17 protein-coding genes are annotated in these 14,185 nt (G+C 67.9%); 11 read left to right on the forward strand and 6 right to left on the reverse strand.

Going from position 1 to position 14,185, the window contains the following annotated elements; all coding sequences use genetic code 11:
- The 3 genes from RA210_RS13600 (at window position 1) to RA210_RS13610 (ending at window position 2,019) form a co-directional block, all read left to right on the forward strand.
- Window positions 1-939 (forward strand): bifunctional OB-fold nucleic acid binding domain-containing protein/MaoC family dehydratase, encoded by a 939-nt coding sequence (locus tag RA210_RS13600; RefSeq protein WP_201486814.1) that lies wholly within the window; start codon window positions 1-3, stop codon window positions 937-939.
- Between the two features lie 225 nt (window positions 940-1,164).
- On the forward strand, window positions 1,165-1,560 hold the full coding sequence (locus RA210_RS13605; RefSeq protein WP_201486815.1) for a DUF6306 domain-containing protein: 396 nt from the start codon (window positions 1,165-1,167) through the stop codon (window positions 1,558-1,560).
- A 39-nt stretch (window positions 1,561-1,599) separates the two neighbouring features.
- Window positions 1,600-2,019: a hypothetical protein gene (locus RA210_RS13610; protein WP_201486816.1), complete on the forward strand. Its 420-nt coding sequence runs from the start codon at window positions 1,600-1,602 to the stop codon at window positions 2,017-2,019.
- A gap of 59 nt (window positions 2,020-2,078) precedes the next feature.
- On the opposite strand, the gene RA210_RS13615 is transcribed toward RA210_RS13610, so the two are convergent.
- Window positions 2,079-2,558 (reverse strand): SixA phosphatase family protein, encoded by a 480-nt coding sequence (locus RA210_RS13615; protein WP_201486817.1) that lies wholly within the window; start codon window positions 2,556-2,558, stop codon window positions 2,079-2,081.
- 215 nt (window positions 2,559-2,773) lie between these two features.
- Here RA210_RS13615 and RA210_RS13620 point away from each other — a divergent pair, with 215 nt between their 5' ends.
- The 4 genes from RA210_RS13620 (at window position 2,774) to RA210_RS13635 (ending at window position 5,240) form a co-directional block, all read left to right on the forward strand.
- Complete coding sequence (locus RA210_RS13620) at window positions 2,774-3,421, forward strand: TetR/AcrR family transcriptional regulator (RefSeq protein ID WP_201486818.1); 648 nt, start codon at window positions 2,774-2,776, stop codon at window positions 3,419-3,421.
- A 3-nt stretch (window positions 3,422-3,424) separates the two neighbouring features.
- Window positions 3,425-4,480 (forward strand): metal-dependent hydrolase, encoded by a 1,056-nt coding sequence (locus RA210_RS13625; protein ID WP_201486820.1) that lies wholly within the window; start codon window positions 3,425-3,427, stop codon window positions 4,478-4,480.
- 104 nt (window positions 4,481-4,584) lie between these two features.
- Window positions 4,585-4,929, forward strand: a complete 345-nt coding sequence (locus RA210_RS13630) for a toxin (protein WP_201487018.1) — start codon at window positions 4,585-4,587, stop codon at window positions 4,927-4,929.
- Window positions 4,926-5,240 (forward strand): helix-turn-helix domain-containing protein, encoded by a 315-nt coding sequence (locus RA210_RS13635; protein WP_090941492.1) that lies wholly within the window; start codon window positions 4,926-4,928, stop codon window positions 5,238-5,240. Before RA210_RS13630 ends, RA210_RS13635 begins: the two co-directional genes overlap by 4 nt.
- A 119-nt stretch (window positions 5,241-5,359) precedes the next feature.
- On the opposite strand, the gene RA210_RS13640 is transcribed toward RA210_RS13635, so the two are convergent.
- From RA210_RS13640 to RA210_RS13660, 5 genes are all read right to left on the reverse strand, one after another.
- A complete protein-coding gene (locus RA210_RS13640) occupies window positions 5,360-6,286 on the reverse strand; it encodes a TauD/TfdA dioxygenase family protein (protein WP_201486822.1) in 927 nt (308 codons plus the stop codon).
- 20 nt (window positions 6,287-6,306) lie between these two features.
- A complete protein-coding gene (locus RA210_RS13645; RefSeq protein WP_201486824.1) occupies window positions 6,307-7,077 on the reverse strand; it encodes a class II aldolase/adducin family protein in 771 nt (256 codons plus the stop codon).
- A gap of 166 nt (window positions 7,078-7,243) precedes the next feature.
- Window positions 7,244-8,281, reverse strand: coding sequence for an AraC family transcriptional regulator (locus tag RA210_RS13650; RefSeq protein ID WP_328821111.1), 1,038 nt, complete (start codon window positions 8,279-8,281; stop codon window positions 7,244-7,246).
- 77 nt (window positions 8,282-8,358) lie between these two features.
- Window positions 8,359-9,537 (reverse strand): acyl-CoA dehydrogenase family protein, encoded by a 1,179-nt coding sequence (locus tag RA210_RS13655; protein ID WP_201486826.1) that lies wholly within the window; start codon window positions 9,535-9,537, stop codon window positions 8,359-8,361.
- The gene (locus RA210_RS13660; RefSeq protein WP_201486827.1) at window positions 9,534-10,694 is read right to left on the reverse strand and encodes an acyl-CoA dehydrogenase family protein; all 1,161 of its coding nucleotides are present in this window, start codon (window positions 10,692-10,694) and stop codon (window positions 9,534-9,536) included. The genes RA210_RS13655 and RA210_RS13660 overlap by 4 nt, the downstream gene beginning before the upstream one ends.
- A 155-nt stretch (window positions 10,695-10,849) precedes the next feature.
- Here RA210_RS13660 and RA210_RS13665 point away from each other — a divergent pair, with 155 nt between their 5' ends.
- From RA210_RS13665 to RA210_RS13680, 4 genes are all read left to right on the forward strand, one after another.
- The gene (locus RA210_RS13665; RefSeq protein ID WP_201486828.1) at window positions 10,850-11,365 is read left to right on the forward strand and encodes a hypothetical protein; all 516 of its coding nucleotides are present in this window, start codon (window positions 10,850-10,852) and stop codon (window positions 11,363-11,365) included.
- Window positions 11,366-11,581: 216 nt separating this feature from the next.
- Complete coding sequence (locus RA210_RS13670; protein WP_201486830.1) at window positions 11,582-12,472, forward strand: VOC family protein; 891 nt, start codon at window positions 11,582-11,584, stop codon at window positions 12,470-12,472.
- Window positions 12,473-12,483: 11 nt separating this feature from the next.
- The gene (locus RA210_RS13675) at window positions 12,484-13,362 is read left to right on the forward strand and encodes a CoA transferase subunit A (RefSeq protein ID WP_201486831.1); all 879 of its coding nucleotides are present in this window, start codon (window positions 12,484-12,486) and stop codon (window positions 13,360-13,362) included.
- A 12-nt stretch (window positions 13,363-13,374) separates the two neighbouring features.
- The gene (locus RA210_RS13680) at window positions 13,375-14,181 is read left to right on the forward strand and encodes a CoA-transferase subunit beta (protein WP_090215449.1); all 807 of its coding nucleotides are present in this window, start codon (window positions 13,375-13,377) and stop codon (window positions 14,179-14,181) included.
- Window positions 14,182-14,185 lie beyond the last annotated feature (4 nt).

A 14,185-nucleotide genomic window follows, 5' to 3' on the forward strand; every position in this document is an offset into this window, starting at 1 on the left:
ATGTCGACCAACAAACCGATGCCCGTGCCGACGGAAATCTCGGCACCGTTCTGGGCTGGCCTCAAGGAGCAGCGCCTGACCATCCCGCAGTGCCAGGCCTGCGGCCACTGGATCTTCTACCCGCGCCGCCACTGCGACCGCTGCTACTCCCACGATCTGAAGTGGCAGGAGGTTTCCGGCAGCGGCACGCTGTACAGCTTCACCGTGGCGCGCATCCCGACCCTGCCGGACTTCGCCGACGAGGCGCCGCAGAAGCTCGCCGTGGTCGAGCTGGACGAGGGCGTGCGGATTAACACCACCCTGGTCGGCCTCGCCGAGGACGAGATCAAGGTCGGCATGCGCCTCAAGCCGGTGTTCGACACCGTCGATGCCGAAGGCAGAACCCTGCTGCGCTTCACCGGCGTCGACAAGGATGTGGCCCCGCGCCGCTTCGACGAGCCCGAGGCGGTCGAGCAGGTCGAGGAGCAGGCACCGCGCCGGCAGATCCGCGTCGACGACGCCGAGGCCCTGCACGCGCTGGTCAGCGAGCAGTTCACCGCGTGGAGCAACCAGATCGTCGTCGATCAGGCGCTGATCGACGAATTCGCCCGGCTGTCCGGCGACGACTACTGGATCCACACCGACCCGGAACGCGCCCGCAAGCAGGGCCCGTTCGGTGGCACCATCGCCCACGGCGCGCTGGTCCAGGTGCTGATGTCGCGCCTCAGGGTGCCGTTCGAGCACGAGATCGTCGGCTTCACCAACATGGTCAACTACGGCTCCGACCGCCTGCGCTTCCCCAGCCCGGTACCGGCCGGCTCGCGCATCCACGCCCGCGGCCGGGTCAAGGCCGTGGAGATCGGCAAGCGCGGCACCCAGCTGACCCTGGAACTGAACATCCACGTGGTCGGCAGCGAGCGCCCGGCGGTGATCAACGATCTGGTCGTGCTGTACATGTGATTTGCTGAGAGTGTCACCCTTTGGCCGCCCGAGGCGCATGCGTCGGGCGGTCTTTTTGTTTCCGGCGGCCCTGGAAGAGGGGACTCCACACGGCCTTTGGTGCAAAAAAAATGATCCGAAGGTGCAGCAATATTCGTTATCCAAATGCATCGCCAGGCGTGACACTGGAACCGTCCACCCCGCCCGGGAATCCGCTGGAGATCCCGCACTACAGGAGTTCGAACCATGTCCCTGCCGCTCGATGAATTGCTGCAAACCCTGCTCAGTGCCGAACGTGCCGGCGTCCAGGTGGCTTCGGCGAGCCTGCGGGAGTGCCAGGATCCGGAGCTGCGGCCGCTGCTGGAGCAGATCCTGGCCGGCGAGGGGGAAAGCTGCCGACGCCTGCTGGCCTGCATGCAGCACCTGGGCCTGGAGCCGAACCGGCAGACCGGCGAGTTCCACGCCAGGGCGATGGCCATCGCCGATCTGCATGAACGCCTGGCGTTCATCGACCGCGGCCAGCGCTGGGTGATCCGCAAGCTGCAGGAGGCGCTGCCCGACTGCGCGGACCCCTTGGTGCGCACGGAGCTGGCAACGGTGCTGCGTATTCACGAAGAGAACAGTGCGGCCACGCCAGCCTGACTGGATGTACGCGCTGTACCAGTTTGAGGAGACCCCAAGATGAAACCTTCGATCACCGTTTCTCTCGCGTTGAGCGCCTGCCTGCTCATCGCAGGAGGCGTGCAGGCCGACGAAGTACTGTCGCCTGCCCATGACAACACCGCCGGCAAGTCGGTTGGCACGCTGACCGGCGTGATGGTCGGCGGCGCTGCCGGCGGGCCGCTGGGCGCCCTGGTCGGTGCCGGTGTCGGCTGGCTGGCCGGCTGGGGCGTGCAGGAAGGCACCGGCCTCAGCGAGAACGCCTACACCGTGCGCGGCGCCGACGGCGAAACCCGCGTGGTGCGCTCGCCCAATCGACAGTTCGCCATCGGCGAGCAGGTCGACCATCGCGGCGGGCGGCTCTATGCACGCAGCGACTCGGGACAGGCCCCGTCCGGATTGTGCGCCGCCCCGACGGGGGCTGCCGACAGGCGCTGCTGAACCGGCAGGAGAGCCCTGAGTGGCGCAGGCCGCAGGAGAGGGGCTCTCCACTCCGCCCATCACGAATACTTGATCGCCACCTTCTCGAGCCTTTTCCGGCCGATCTTCGCCCACGACCTGCCATCGAACCGAAGCACGGCCACGGCGCAGGTCGGCAGGTTGACGTCCTTGTCCGCCAGGTGCAGCAGCAGCTCTGACAGCGCCGGATTGTGGCCGACCAGCATCAGCCGCTTGTGCTCGCCACCCTGCTCGCGGATCAGTTCCAGCAGGTCATCCACACCGCCGCTGTAGAGCCGCCCGTCCTGCACGATGTCCTTGCGCTTGAAGTCGAGCTTCCGGGCGATGGCCTCCGCCGTCGCCAGCGCCCGCTTCGCCGGGCTGGCAACGATCGCGTCGACGGCCAGTTCGGACTCGGCCAGGCGCTTGCCCATCTTCACCGCATCGTTCTTGCCCTTGTCGGTCAGCGGGCGCTCGCTGTCGGCCAGCCTGACGTCGTCCCAGCTCGACTGGCCGTGGCGGACGAGGAACAGTGTCTTCATGGTGCGCACCTCTTGGCGCTGGGGCTTGAGCCTCAGGCTAGCCGGCGCTGCTTACAAACAGATGCACGCGGGCGCGATGATGCGTCCATGGTCGTCGGCGATGCGTACTGCGCCAACGCGGATCGGGCGGCATTCCGCTGGGCGGCGCACCGCCGGGCGACGGTGCATCTACGCTTCCGGGAGACCGAACAGCACCCTTTGGCGGAGACAACCCGATGAGCGAAATGGCTGCCCCCGGCGACCTCGGCCAGGCCGAGCTCAGATGCCGGATCATCGACACCGCGCTGACCCTCGGCACCGAGCGTGGCTGGGACGGGTTTCATCTCCACGACCTCGCGGCGCGATTGGATATCGGCCTGGCCGACATCGCCCGGCACTTCTCCGGCAAGGATGCGATCGCCGAAGCCTGGTTCGGGCATGCCGACGCCGCCTTGCTGGCCGCGGCGGACACGCCGGGCTGGCAGTTCCTCAGCCCACGCGAACGCCTGCAGCGCGCGATCCTCAGCTGGTTGGACGCGCTGGCCCCGCACCGCCAGCTGGCCGCCGAGATGCTGCGCTACAAGCTGCAGCCCGAGCATGTGCATCTCCAGGTGCAGGGCGCGCTGCGCGTCAGCCGCACGGTGCAGTGGATCCGCGAGGCGGCCCTGCTGCCCGCCACCGGCTGGCGGCGCGAGTGCGAGGAAGCGGCGCTCACCGCCATCTACCTGAGCACCTTCGCCTGCTGGCTGCGCGACGACAGCCCTGGCGCCAGCCGCAGCCGCAGCCTGCTCAACCGGCTGCTCGCCCGGGCCGAGTGGCTGGCCGGCTGGCTCGGCGCAGCACCGGCCAGCAACAGCGGCAGCGGGACCGATAGCGGCGGCTGAGCGATGGACGCGCTCGCCCACGCGCTGCTGGGCGCTACGCTGGCGCAAGCCACCTCGGCGCGCTGCACTGTGCTGTCGCCACGGCAATGCCTGGCGATCTGCGTCAGCTCGGCGGTCTTCCCCGATATCGACTTCATCGGCTTCCTCGTCGATCCGCTGCGCTTTCTCGCCGAGTGGCACCAGGGCCCGACGCATTCGCTCATCCTGCTGCCACTGTGGGCCGCGCTGATCGGCGGCGCGTTCGCGCTGGCGGGCCGGCGCAAGGCGGCGTTCCTGGCCGCCTGTGTGTTCGCCGCCGTCGGGCTTGCCTCGCACATCGGGCTCGACCTGATGACTGCCTACGGCACCGCGCTCTTGTATCCGCTAAGCCAGCAGCGCTTCTGGATCGGCAGCCTGTTCCTGGTGGACCCGGTTTTCCTGCTGATCGCCCTGGGCGCGCTGGTCGCCAGCCTGAGGTTGCGCAGACCCTGGCCCGCCCTCGCGGGCCTCGCGCTACTGGCACTCTATGCGGGCGCCCAGACGCTGCAGCAACAGCGGGCCAGCGACATCGCACACCAGTGGGCGCAGGCCAATGGCATCGCGCCGGTGCGGGTGGCGGCGCTGTCCCAGCCACTCTCGCCCTTCAACTGGAAACTGCTCGTGGTCGATGGCGACCGTTATCACCTGGCCCATCTGCAGCTCGCCGCTGGCCCCGCAGCGCTGCCGATCCCGGGCCCACTGGGTGAGCTGGCTCGGGCCTACCGGCCGCCAGAGCAACTGGTCTGGCAGCGGCGCCATCGCTACGGCGAGGACTCAACCCTGCAGCCGCAGGTGCAGGCGCGCTGGCTCGATCCCCGCTTCGCCCTCTATCGACGCTTCGCGATCTTTCCGGCTCTGTCGCGGATCGACCGCGGCGGCGAAGCCTGCATCTGGTTCACCGACCTGCGCTACGACCTGCCGACCCTGCCCGATACCTTTCGCTACGGCTTCTGCCGCGGCAGTGAAACCCAGCCCTGGCGGCTGTATCGGCTGCGCTACTTCTCGGTCGATTCGCGGCAGGGTCTGGAGTCCGCGGATTGAGCAAGCCTCCCGGGGCCGGACTCACACCCCGCCAGGAGGTCTGGCCGCGCCACGGTATTCAGGCTTGGTTGCTCAAGTATGAGCAATTTGCTTACACTTCGGCCATGAAAGCCCTCTTTATCGAAACCACGAGCTTCACCGCCACGGTTGGCGACTACCTGACCGACGACGAGTATCGGCAGCTCCAGAGGGATATGCTGAAGAATCCCGAGGCCGGCGACGTCATGCCGCGCACGGGCGGATTCCGCAAGCTGCGCTGGGCCGACGGGCGAAGAGGGAAGGGAAAGCGCGGTGGTCTGCGCGTCATCTACTACTGGCTGCTCGGCGATGGCCAGTTCTGGATGTTCGCCATCTACGACAAGGACGAGCTGGAGAACCTGACTGCCGAGCAGGAAAAGCTGCTCAGGCAGGCCATCACCGCAGAGCTGAAAAAACGAGGTGCCAAGTGAAAAAGCGAGATCTGTTTGCCGAGTTGATGCAGGGCGTCGAGGAAATGGCGGCGCACCGTGAGGGCAAGATCACCCTGCGCCAGTACGAGGTCGAGGCAAAGCCGGCCCCGGAGGTAACCGCGAGCGAGATCGTCGCCCTGCGGCAGAAAATGCACATGTCCCAGCAGGTATTCGCCCGGCGCTTCCGCATCAGCACCGGCACCCTGCGCAAATGGGAGCAGGACAAGGCCAAGCCGAATGCCCAGGCTGCCGTGCTGATCAAGCTGGTCGAGCAGTACCCCGACATGGCGGAAAGGCTGGCTGCGATCTGACCTGAAGAGCCACGTCCAGGGCGTGTCCATTCAAGTCGGATCAGGCGGAGGGCGGGGTGAGAAACAACCGGGACGCTCATCGCAGCCCCGGTCTCAGCCATCAAGCAAGCCGCAGCCACTTATTCCCCACTCAACACCCGCCCCAGCATCCGATCGCCCTCGATGGTGGTGCGGTTGATCACCCGGCGCACGCCCGGCTTGGTGCCGGTGGCGCAGTGCATGGCGCGCCAGTTGTCCCAGAGGACCATGTCGCCCTGGCGCCACTGGTGGAAGTAGTGGAATTCCGGCTTGCGGATATGCGCCACCAGGCGTTCGAGCAGTTCGATGGCCTCGTCGTTGCACAGGCCGAAGCGCTGCGGGGTGATGATGCGGTCGAGGAACTGCTCGACCACGCCGAGTATCTTGCGGCCGCTGACCGGGTGGGTGAGCACCGCCGGGTAGACCGCATCGGCGAAGTCCGGGAAGCCGATGTCCGAAGGTTTCTTCGGCAGGCCGGGGCCGGGCACGTAGCCGTCCAGGTCGACGTAGCGCATGTGGCGGCGCTGCATGCTGAACGAGTAGGCCACCTCGAGCTTCTCCAGCAGCGCCTTGGTCTCGGCGTCGAGGGCATCGAAGGCCTTGGCCAGGTCGCCAAAGCCGGTCATGCCGTCTTCGCGGGCGACCTCCACGGCGGTCAGCACGGCGCCGTGGTTGGGGCGACCGGTGTAGTGCAGGTCGATATGCCAGTCGAGGCGGCCGACGATTTCCTCGCCGTGGTACCAGGCGGTGGTGAACCTGTCCTTGGCGCCGTTGTTCTCCAGCACGAAGAGTTCCGGGTACTGGTCCGAGGTGGTGACCTTGAGCGGGTGCATCTCCAGCTTGCCGAACAGGCGGCTGAAGCGGATCTGGCTTTCCGGGGTGATCTGCTGGTCGCGGAACAGCAGGATGGCGTGTTCGTACCACAGCGCCTTCAGCTCGGCCTGCAGCGCCTCGCTGTAGGGGCCGTTGATGTCGAAGCCGGAGACTTCGACGCCGACGTTGTTCAGGGGGGTGACGATGAGGCTCATGGTTGCTCTCCTTATTGTCGTTATTCGAGGACCGACGGATCGTTGCGCAGCTCGCGGCGGGCCATGGCTTCCCAGAGGAAGGGGAAGCCGTTGGCGTCGGCGATGGCGAGGCGTTCGACCACCTCGTCGGCCAGCGGGCGACCGCCGCCAGCCAGCTTGACCTCGTAGGCGCGGCGGCAGCGCCATTCCAGGGTGACGACCCGCAGGTGGGCCTGGCGCAGGTCGCGGCCGACCACCAGCGAGCCGTGGTTGGCCAACAGCGCCCACTTGGCGTCGCCCAGGGCCTCGGCGGCGGACAGGCTGACTCGCTCCTTCTCGAAGGTGCCGGTGTAGTCGTCGTACAGCGGCAGCTCGACGCCGCAGTAGGCGCCGGACTGGTCGTAGACCGGCGGCACCTGCTGCAGGTCGGCCCAGATGCCGCTCCACCTGGCGTGGTTGTGGATCACCACGTTGGCGTCGGGACGCAGCTCGTGCAGCTGCAGGTGCAGGCCGAGGGCCGGGGTGACGTTCCAGTCGCTGTCGAGGACCTTGCCGTGGCGGTCGAGGGTGACGATGTCGCTGGCGCGCAGCTCGTCCCAGGCCAGCTCCCAGGGGTTGGTGAGTATCGTGCCGTCGGCCTGGCGCACGGTGATGTGCCCGGCGATGTGGTCGTCCCAGCCCTCGCGCCTGAGCATCCGGCACATCAGCGCGACCTGCGCCTTGGCGCTCAGCTCGGGCAGCAGCGGACGCGCGCCGGGGTTGGGGGCGAACTTCTCGAACATGGGGGCGTTGAGGCCTTCGGTTCTCTGCATGGCGGTGCTCCGGTGTTGTTTGGGTGGCTCCTTTCGTGGGTTCGATGCTAGGCCTGCCGGGCCTGTGCGGGCATTGCCGATGCGGACAGATCGATGGCCGATCCGGCCATGTTGGCGGGAGGGGGGAGGTGCGACGCGGGGGAGGGGCAGGGCAGAGGCTCGGCTTTCAGCCGAACAGCCGCTCGCGGAAGGCGCTGGGCGACAGCCCGGTCCACTTCTTGAAGGCGCGGAAGAAGCCCGAGTTGTCGGCGTAGCCGAGCTGCTGGGCGATGCGGGTGATGCTCTGGGTCGGGTCGCTGAGCGCGCGGCGGGCGTGGATCTCGCGCACCTGGTCGACCAGTTGCTGGTACTGCCAGCCCTGGGCGAGCAGCTTGCGGCTGAGGGTGCGCGGGCTGCAGTGCAGGGCATCGGCCGCGGCGGCCAGGTCCGGCGGCTCGGCGATATGCTCGACGAGCATCTGCGAAACCCGCGCAGCTACGTCGCCCCGGCTGAGTTCGATGCTGCGCCGCTCACACAGGCTGGCGTACAGCGCGGCGCTCTGCGGGCTGGCGTGGGGGAGCTGCTGGTCGAGCACGGCGGCGTCGAAGAACAGCTGGGTCGCCGGTGCGTCGAACTGGATCGGGCAGGCGAACACACTGTGGTACTGCTCGGCATGGGGCGGTGCGGGGAAGTCGCAGCGCAGGCGGGTGATCGGCAGGGGGCGGCCCAGCACCCAGCGGCAGCTGGCGACGATACTGCCGAGCACGTCCTCCACGGCGAGCAGGCGCAGCGGGCCGAGGTCGTCCTTGACGTGGATCTGGTAGCAGCCCTGGTCCTCGATCTCGCTGAACGAGGTGACCAGCGAGCGGCCGGAAAAGCGCCCCGGATAGTTCTGGTAGCGCAGGCCGGCGTGGCTCGCCTCACGCAGCGTGCGGCTGCTCATCATCAGGTAGCCGAGCTGGTCGAGGGTGGCCAGCGAGCGCTGGATGCCCAGTTGCAGGCCGAGGCCGCCATTGCCGCTCAGCTGCAGCGCGTCGAGCAGCAGCGCGCGGTGCTGCTCGGTGCTGACCACGGCATCGGCGTCCAGCAGGCGCGCGGGGTCCAGCCGGTGGCGGCGTGCCAGTGCCGCGCTGTCGATGCCCTGGCCGGCGAGGAAGTCGAGCAGCCAGACGATGTAGCGGGAATCGGTGTTGATGGTGGCCTCCCGGTAGCTGTAGGGGCGAATTCATTCGCCTTGGCGAGGCGTGTTGGCGAATGAATTCGCCCCTACAGGGTTCGGATTGTCCCGGTCGCTCGTCACGCTCAGCGCGGCTCGCGCGGCATCCCCAGCGCCCGCTCGGCGATGATGTTGCGCTGGATCTCGTTGCTGCCGCCGTAGATGGTGTCCGAGCGGGTGAACAGGAACAGCGACTGCAGGCGTGACAGCTCGTAGGGCGCGCCGTCGAGGATCTCAGCCTGCGGGCCGAGCACGTCCATCGCCAGCTTGCCCAGTTCGACGTGCCAGGTGGACCAGGCCAGCTTGTAGCTCATCGCCTCGGGGCGCAGGCTACCGCCCTGCGGGCCGGAGAGCATGCGCAGCGAGTTGTAGCGCAGGGTGCGCAGGCCGGCCCAGGCGCGGGCGAGGCGCTGGCGCAGCATGGGGTCGGCGGCGGCGCCGTTGGCCTTGGCGATGCGCACGATCTCGTCCAGCTCGTTCTGGAACAGCATCTGCTGGCCGAGGGTGGACACGCCGCGCTCGAAGCCGAGCAGGGCCATGGCGATCTTCCAGCCCTCGCCGGGCGCGCCGACGATGTTGTCGGCGGCGGTCTCGGCGTCGTCGAAGAACACCTCGTTGAACTCGCTGGTGCCGGTGATCTGTTGGATCGGCTGCACGCGGATGTTGGCCTGGTGCATCGGCACCAGGAAGAAGGACAGGCCCTTGTGGCCGACGCTGCCCGGCTCGGTGCGGGCGATCACGAAGCACCAGTCCGACTCGTGGGCCAGCGAGGTCCACACCTTCTGGCCGTTGATCAGCCAGCGATCACCCTCCAGGCGGGCGCGGGTCTTCACCCCGGCCAGGTCGGAGCCAGCACCCGGCTCGGAGTAGCCTTGGCACCAGAATTCGCGGCCTTCGAGGATGCCGGGCAGGAAACGGCGCTTCTGCTCCTCAGTGCCGAAGGCGGCGATGGTCGGCCCGGCCAGGCCTTCGCCGATGTGGCCCATGCGGCCCGGGCCGCCGGCGCGGGCGTATTCCTCGTGGAAGATCACCTGCTGGCTGATCGACAGGCCGCGCCCGCCGCACTCGCGTGACCAGCCCAGGCCGATCCAGCCGCCCTTGGCCATCTCGCGCTCCCAGGCCTTGCGCTCCTCGGGAAACATGTGTTCGTCGCCGGGGCCGCCGCGAAAGCGCAGCTGCTCGAACTCGCCTTGCAGGTGCTGTTCGAGCCAGTGGGCGACTTCCTGGCGGAAGGCTTCGTCCTCGATGCCGAATCCGATTTTCATGGGCGGGTCTCCAGAATCAGGGTGGCCAGGCGCTCGCGGTGCCAGCTCGGGGTGCCGAGCAGCTGCTCGCTGGCGCGGGCGCGCTTGAAGTAGAGGTGCGGGTCGTACTCCCAGGTGAAGCCGACGCCGCCGTGCAGCTGGATCGACTCCGCCGCGCAGTGCATGAATGTCTCGCTGGCCTGGCTCTGGGCGATGGCGCAGGCCTCGGCCAGCTGGCCGGCCAGCTGCGCGTCGCCGTCCTCGACCAGCGCCTCGCGGGCCACGCAGGCGGCGTAGTAGCTGGCCGAGCGGGCGCACTCGATGGCCAGCATCAGGTCGGCGCAGCGGTGCTTGATGGCCTGGAAGCTGGCGATGGTGCGGCCGAACTGCTTGCGCTCGCCGATGTAGGCGAGGGTCAGGTCGAGGGTGCGCTGGGCGGCGCCGGTCTGCTCGCAGGCCAGGGCGATGGCGGCGATCTGCAGCACCTTGTCGAGGAGGGCCGTGCCGGAATCGTCGCCGTGCAGGCACTGCTCGGCGGTGACCGCCACGCCGTCCAGCTCGATGCGCGCGCGGCGGCGGGTCTGGTCGAGGGTCGGCAGCGCCTGGCGCTGGATGCCGGCCTGCTCGGCCGGCACGGCGAACAGGCGCAGCGCGCCGGCATCGTCGCGGGCCGTGACTATCAGCAGCCCGGCGCTGGCGCCGTCGAGCACCGCGTCATAACTACCATCGAGGCGCCAGCCGTCGCCGTCGCGGCTGGCCCGCGGCTGCTCGGTGGCGTGCCAGCCGTCGCGGCTCTCGCAGTAGGCGAGGGTGGCGGTGAGGCTGCCGGCGGCCAGTTCGGGCAGCCAGCGTGCGCGCAGCGCTTCGTTGTCGCCCAGCAGCAGTGCCGGGGTGGCCAGGCAGGCGCTGGCGAAGAACGGCGAGCAGAGCAGGTGGCGGCCCATCTGTTCGAGCAGTATGGCCTGCTCGACGAAGCCCAGGCCGACGCCGCCGTACTGCTCGGGAATCATCAGCCCCGGCCAGCACAGCTCCTCGGCTATCTGCCGCCACAGCTCGCCATCGAAGCCCTGCGGGCTGGCCATGGCGGCGCGCACCGCCGCCGAATCGGAGGCCGCGGCGAGAAAGCCCGCCGCGCTCTCCTGGATCATCAATTGTTCGTCACTCAGCGCGAAGTCCATTACCGGCTCCTCTGGCCCATTAGCAGGAGTGGAGTGTGCGAGGCGGGTGCGCGCGGGGAATCCCCGAAATGGACTAGTTAACAGGGTAATGCCGAGAGCCCATGCTACCCTCGACTCCTCATCGCCGAACCGGATGCAAAGGGAGTTGCCGGAGCGTGCCCAGAAAACTCTTCGCGGTGTTCATCCTCTGCTTGACTGCAATAGCCGTTGTGCTGCTATCCATGCAGGATGTTTTTTTCGAGCAAGGAGAGCCCTTCCCGAGAACCTTCCCTGTCATCGTGCTCAATGAGCGGCAGAACACCCACATCTGGCTGAACAACCGGGTCAGACTGCAGGTATGGGAGGTTGATGCGGATGCCAGCGATGATCCGCTGGCTGTTTTCTGGGGCAGCCTCGACTTGCCTGGGAGTCACCTCGGCAGTGGCTTCTCTCTGGAGCGCGCCACTTCGGGAGAAGGCTCCATCACCCTACAGGAGCACGTCGATCTGGGGAGGTATCTGCGGCGGGGTTACCTGATAAACCTTGATGTATACGTGGTTCCGGGTGGGTTCCACTCCGAGGAGGCACCATTCCAGATCGGGCCGGGCGTGCAAAATGCCTTTGGAAAAATCCAGCCCGCGGATTTTCCGATGAGGGAGCCGGTCAGGCTTTATCACCGCCCAACTGACTGATGGCATACCAACTGATTGCGCATCAGCAGCCTGACTCCGATAAATCGCCCGGAGCGGGGAAGGGCGGTAACTGAATCCCGAATCCTGCCTTTCTCCACCTCGAGATTAGCAGGCCTGCTGCCCGTTCCTCTGCTTAGTCTCAACGGACGATGAGCCGCTGGTGCGGCCTGCGCAGAATCGCCCCAAGTCATGAAACGATCTTTCAGGAGCAGGGGCATGATCGACATCCGTGGACTGAGTTACTTCGTTGCCCAGGTCGGCAATCTCGGCGACTGGCAGTGCTACGCCGAGGACGTGCTGGGCATGCCGACCAGCCCCGCGCCGGGCGGCGCTCTGTACGTGAAGATGGACGAGCGTCCCTTCCGCATGCTGGTGGTCGAAGGCGATTCGCCGCGCTACCTGGCTTCGGGCTGGGAGCTGGCCGGGGAGAAGGCCTTCCGCAATGCACTCGCGCACCTCGAGGCCAAGGGCGTCGAGTGGCAGCAGGGCAGCGCCGAGGAGATCGAGCAGCGCGGCGTGCAGGCGCTGGCCATCGTCGTCGATCCGGCGGGCAACCGTCACGAACTGAGCTGGGGCCATCGCTCCGACTGCCTGCCGTTCGTCTCGCCGCAGGGCGTGCCGCGCTTCGTCACCGGCGACATGGGCCTCGGCCACACCGTGCTGCCGGCGCCGAACTTCGACGCCACCCTGGCCTTCGCCACCGAGGTGCTCGGTTTCGAGGTTTCCGACATCTTCAACTTCCGACCAGACCCGAGCGCCCCGGCGACCCGCATCCACTTCCTGCACTGCGCCAACGCCCGCCACCACAGCCTGGCGCTGGCTGAGTACCCGGTGCCGAGCGGCTGCGTGCACGTGATGGTCGAGGTCGACTCGATGACCGAGGTGGGCCGCGCCCACGACCGCATGCAGGCCCACGGCGTGCCGCTGTCGGCGACCCTCGGCCAGCACCTCAACGACCGCATGACCAGTTTCTACATGAAGACCCCCTCGGGCTTCGACCTGGAATACGGCTACGGCGGCCTGCAGCTCGACTGGGCCGAACACAGCGCCTTCGAGTTCACCCGCGTGAGCATCTGGGGCCACGACTTCTCCGCCGGCCGGCAATAAGGAGTACAGCAATGAACAAGCAACTGACGGCGGCCGATGCGGTCGCCCAACTGCGCGACGGCATGACCGTCGGCTTCGGCGGCTGGGGCCCGCGGCGCAAGCCGATGGCCATCGTCCGCGAGATCCTCCGTTCGGACGTCAAGGACCTCACCGTGGTCGCCTACGGCGGCCCCGAGGTCGGCATGCTCTGCGCCGCCGGCAAGGTCAAGAAACTGATCTTCGGCTTCGCCACCCTCGACGCCATCCCGCTGGAGCCGTGGTTCCGCAAGTGCCGCGAGGCCGGCCAGCTCACCGAACTGATGGAGCTGGACGAGGGCATGTTCGAGTGGGGCCTGCGCGCCGCCGGCATGCGCCTGCCGTTCCTGCCGACCCGCTGCGGCCTGGCCACCGACGTGCTGACCCACAACCCCGAGCTGAAGACCATCGCCTCGCCCTACGCCGACGGCGAGGTGCTGCTGGCCATGCCGGCGCTGAATCTTGACGTGGCCTTCCTGCACGTCAACGACGCCGACCGCCTGGGCAACACCCTGGTGACCGGCCCGGACCCGTACTTCGACCATCTGTTCGCCCGCGCCGCCAAGCAGTGCTTCGTGTCCTGCGAGCGCCTGCACGAGCGCTTCGCGCTGACCGCTCAGGAGGCGCGCAACAACACCTTCGAGCGCTACCTGGTGACCGGCGTGGTGCACGCCCCGTTCGGCGCCCACCCGACCTCCTGCCCGTCCGACTACGGCTGGGACATGAGCCACTTCAAGCGCTACGTCGCCAGTGCGGCGGAAGAGGGCGGCTGGCAGGCCTACGTCGACGAGTTCGTGACGCCGGGCGAGACGGCCTACCAGGAAAAGAACGGCGGCGCCGAGCGCCTGGGCAAGCTGCCCCTGCCGGTGTTCTGAGGAGAACGAGCGATGACCGATACCCGTGATTTCACCCTGGCCGAACTGCTGATCGTCGCCGCCTCGGAAGCCTGGCGCGGCAACGGCGAAGTGCTGGCCTCGGGCCTGGGCGTGATCCCGCGCCTGGGCGCCAGCCTCGCCAAGCTCACCCACAGCCCGGAACTGCTGATGACCGACAGCGAGGCGTTCCTGGTCGAGGAGCCGATCCCGCTCGGCCCGCGCGGCGACTACGTGCCCAAGTACTCCGGCTGCATGAGCTTCGAGCGGGTGTTCGAGTGCGTGTGGGGCGGCCGCCGCCACGCGATGATCGGCCCGACCCAGGTCGACCGCTGGGGCCAGACCAACCTGTCGGTGGTCGGCGACTACCGCCAGCCGAAGATCGCCATGCTCGGCGTGCGCGGCCTGCCGGGCAACAGCATCAACCACATCAACTCGTTCTTCGTGCCCAGCCACAACAAGCGGGTGTTCGTTGCCGGCGAGGTGGACATGGTATCCGGCGTCGGCTTCAAGCCCGAGCGCTGGCTGGAGGGTTCGCGCCGCGACCTGATGGACATCCGCCGCGTGGTCACCGACCTGTGCGTGATGGACTTCGAAGGGCCGGAGCGCGCGGTGCGCGTGCGCTCGCTGCATCCGGGGGTGAGCTTCGAGGAGGTGCAGGACAACACCGGCTTCCCGCTGCTCAAGGCCGACGGCATGGGCGAGACCGCGCATCCGACCGCCGAGCAGTTGGCGATCATCCGCCGTCTCGACCCGCACGACCTGCGTGCCTCCGCCCTCAAGGGCAATCCGCCCGGCATCCGTGCCGCCACCCAGGCCTGAGGAG

The sequence above is a fragment of the Pseudomonas sp. OF001 genome (genome assembly GCF_904426495.1).
Classification (GTDB): Bacteria; Pseudomonadota; Gammaproteobacteria; order Pseudomonadales; family Pseudomonadaceae; genus Geopseudomonas.

What these genes read in the sequence shown, in the direction of transcription:
- RA210_RS13610 (WP_201486816.1), top strand. Translation starts at nt 1,600, where the DNA reads ATGAAACCTTCGATCACCGTTTCTCTCGCGTTGAGCGCCTGCCTGCTC.
- RA210_RS13625 (WP_201486820.1), top strand. Translation starts at nt 3,425, where the DNA reads ATGGACGCGCTCGCCCACGCGCTGCTGGGCGCTACGCTGGCGCAAGCC.
- RA210_RS13675 (WP_201486831.1), top strand. Translation starts at nt 12,484, where the DNA reads ATGAACAAGCAACTGACGGCGGCCGATGCGGTCGCCCAACTGCGCGAC.
- RA210_RS13670 (WP_201486830.1), top strand. Translation starts at nt 11,582, where the DNA reads ATGATCGACATCCGTGGACTGAGTTACTTCGTTGCCCAGGTCGGCAAT.
- RA210_RS13605 (WP_201486815.1), top strand. Translation starts at nt 1,165, where the DNA reads ATGTCCCTGCCGCTCGATGAATTGCTGCAAACCCTGCTCAGTGCCGAA.
- RA210_RS13600 (WP_201486814.1), top strand. Translation starts at nt 1, where the DNA reads ATGTCGACCAACAAACCGATGCCCGTGCCGACGGAAATCTCGGCACCG.
- RA210_RS13645 (WP_201486824.1), bottom strand. Translation starts at nt 7,077, where the DNA reads ATGCAGAGAACCGAAGGCCTCAACGCCCCCATGTTCGAGAAGTTCGCC.
- RA210_RS13680 (WP_090215449.1), top strand. Translation starts at nt 13,375, where the DNA reads ATGACCGATACCCGTGATTTCACCCTGGCCGAACTGCTGATCGTCGCC.
- RA210_RS13615 (WP_201486817.1), bottom strand. Translation starts at nt 2,558, where the DNA reads ATGAAGACACTGTTCCTCGTCCGCCACGGCCAGTCGAGCTGGGACGAC.
- RA210_RS13640 (WP_201486822.1), bottom strand. Translation starts at nt 6,286, where the DNA reads ATGAGCCTCATCGTCACCCCCCTGAACAACGTCGGCGTCGAAGTCTCC.
- RA210_RS13655 (WP_201486826.1), bottom strand. Translation starts at nt 9,537, where the DNA reads ATGAAAATCGGATTCGGCATCGAGGACGAAGCCTTCCGCCAGGAAGTC.
- RA210_RS13620 (WP_201486818.1), top strand. Translation starts at nt 2,774, where the DNA reads ATGAGCGAAATGGCTGCCCCCGGCGACCTCGGCCAGGCCGAGCTCAGA.
- RA210_RS13660 (WP_201486827.1), bottom strand. Translation starts at nt 10,694, where the DNA reads ATGGACTTCGCGCTGAGTGACGAACAATTGATGATCCAGGAGAGCGCG.
- RA210_RS13630 (WP_201487018.1), top strand. Translation starts at nt 4,585, where the DNA reads ATGAAAGCCCTCTTTATCGAAACCACGAGCTTCACCGCCACGGTTGGC.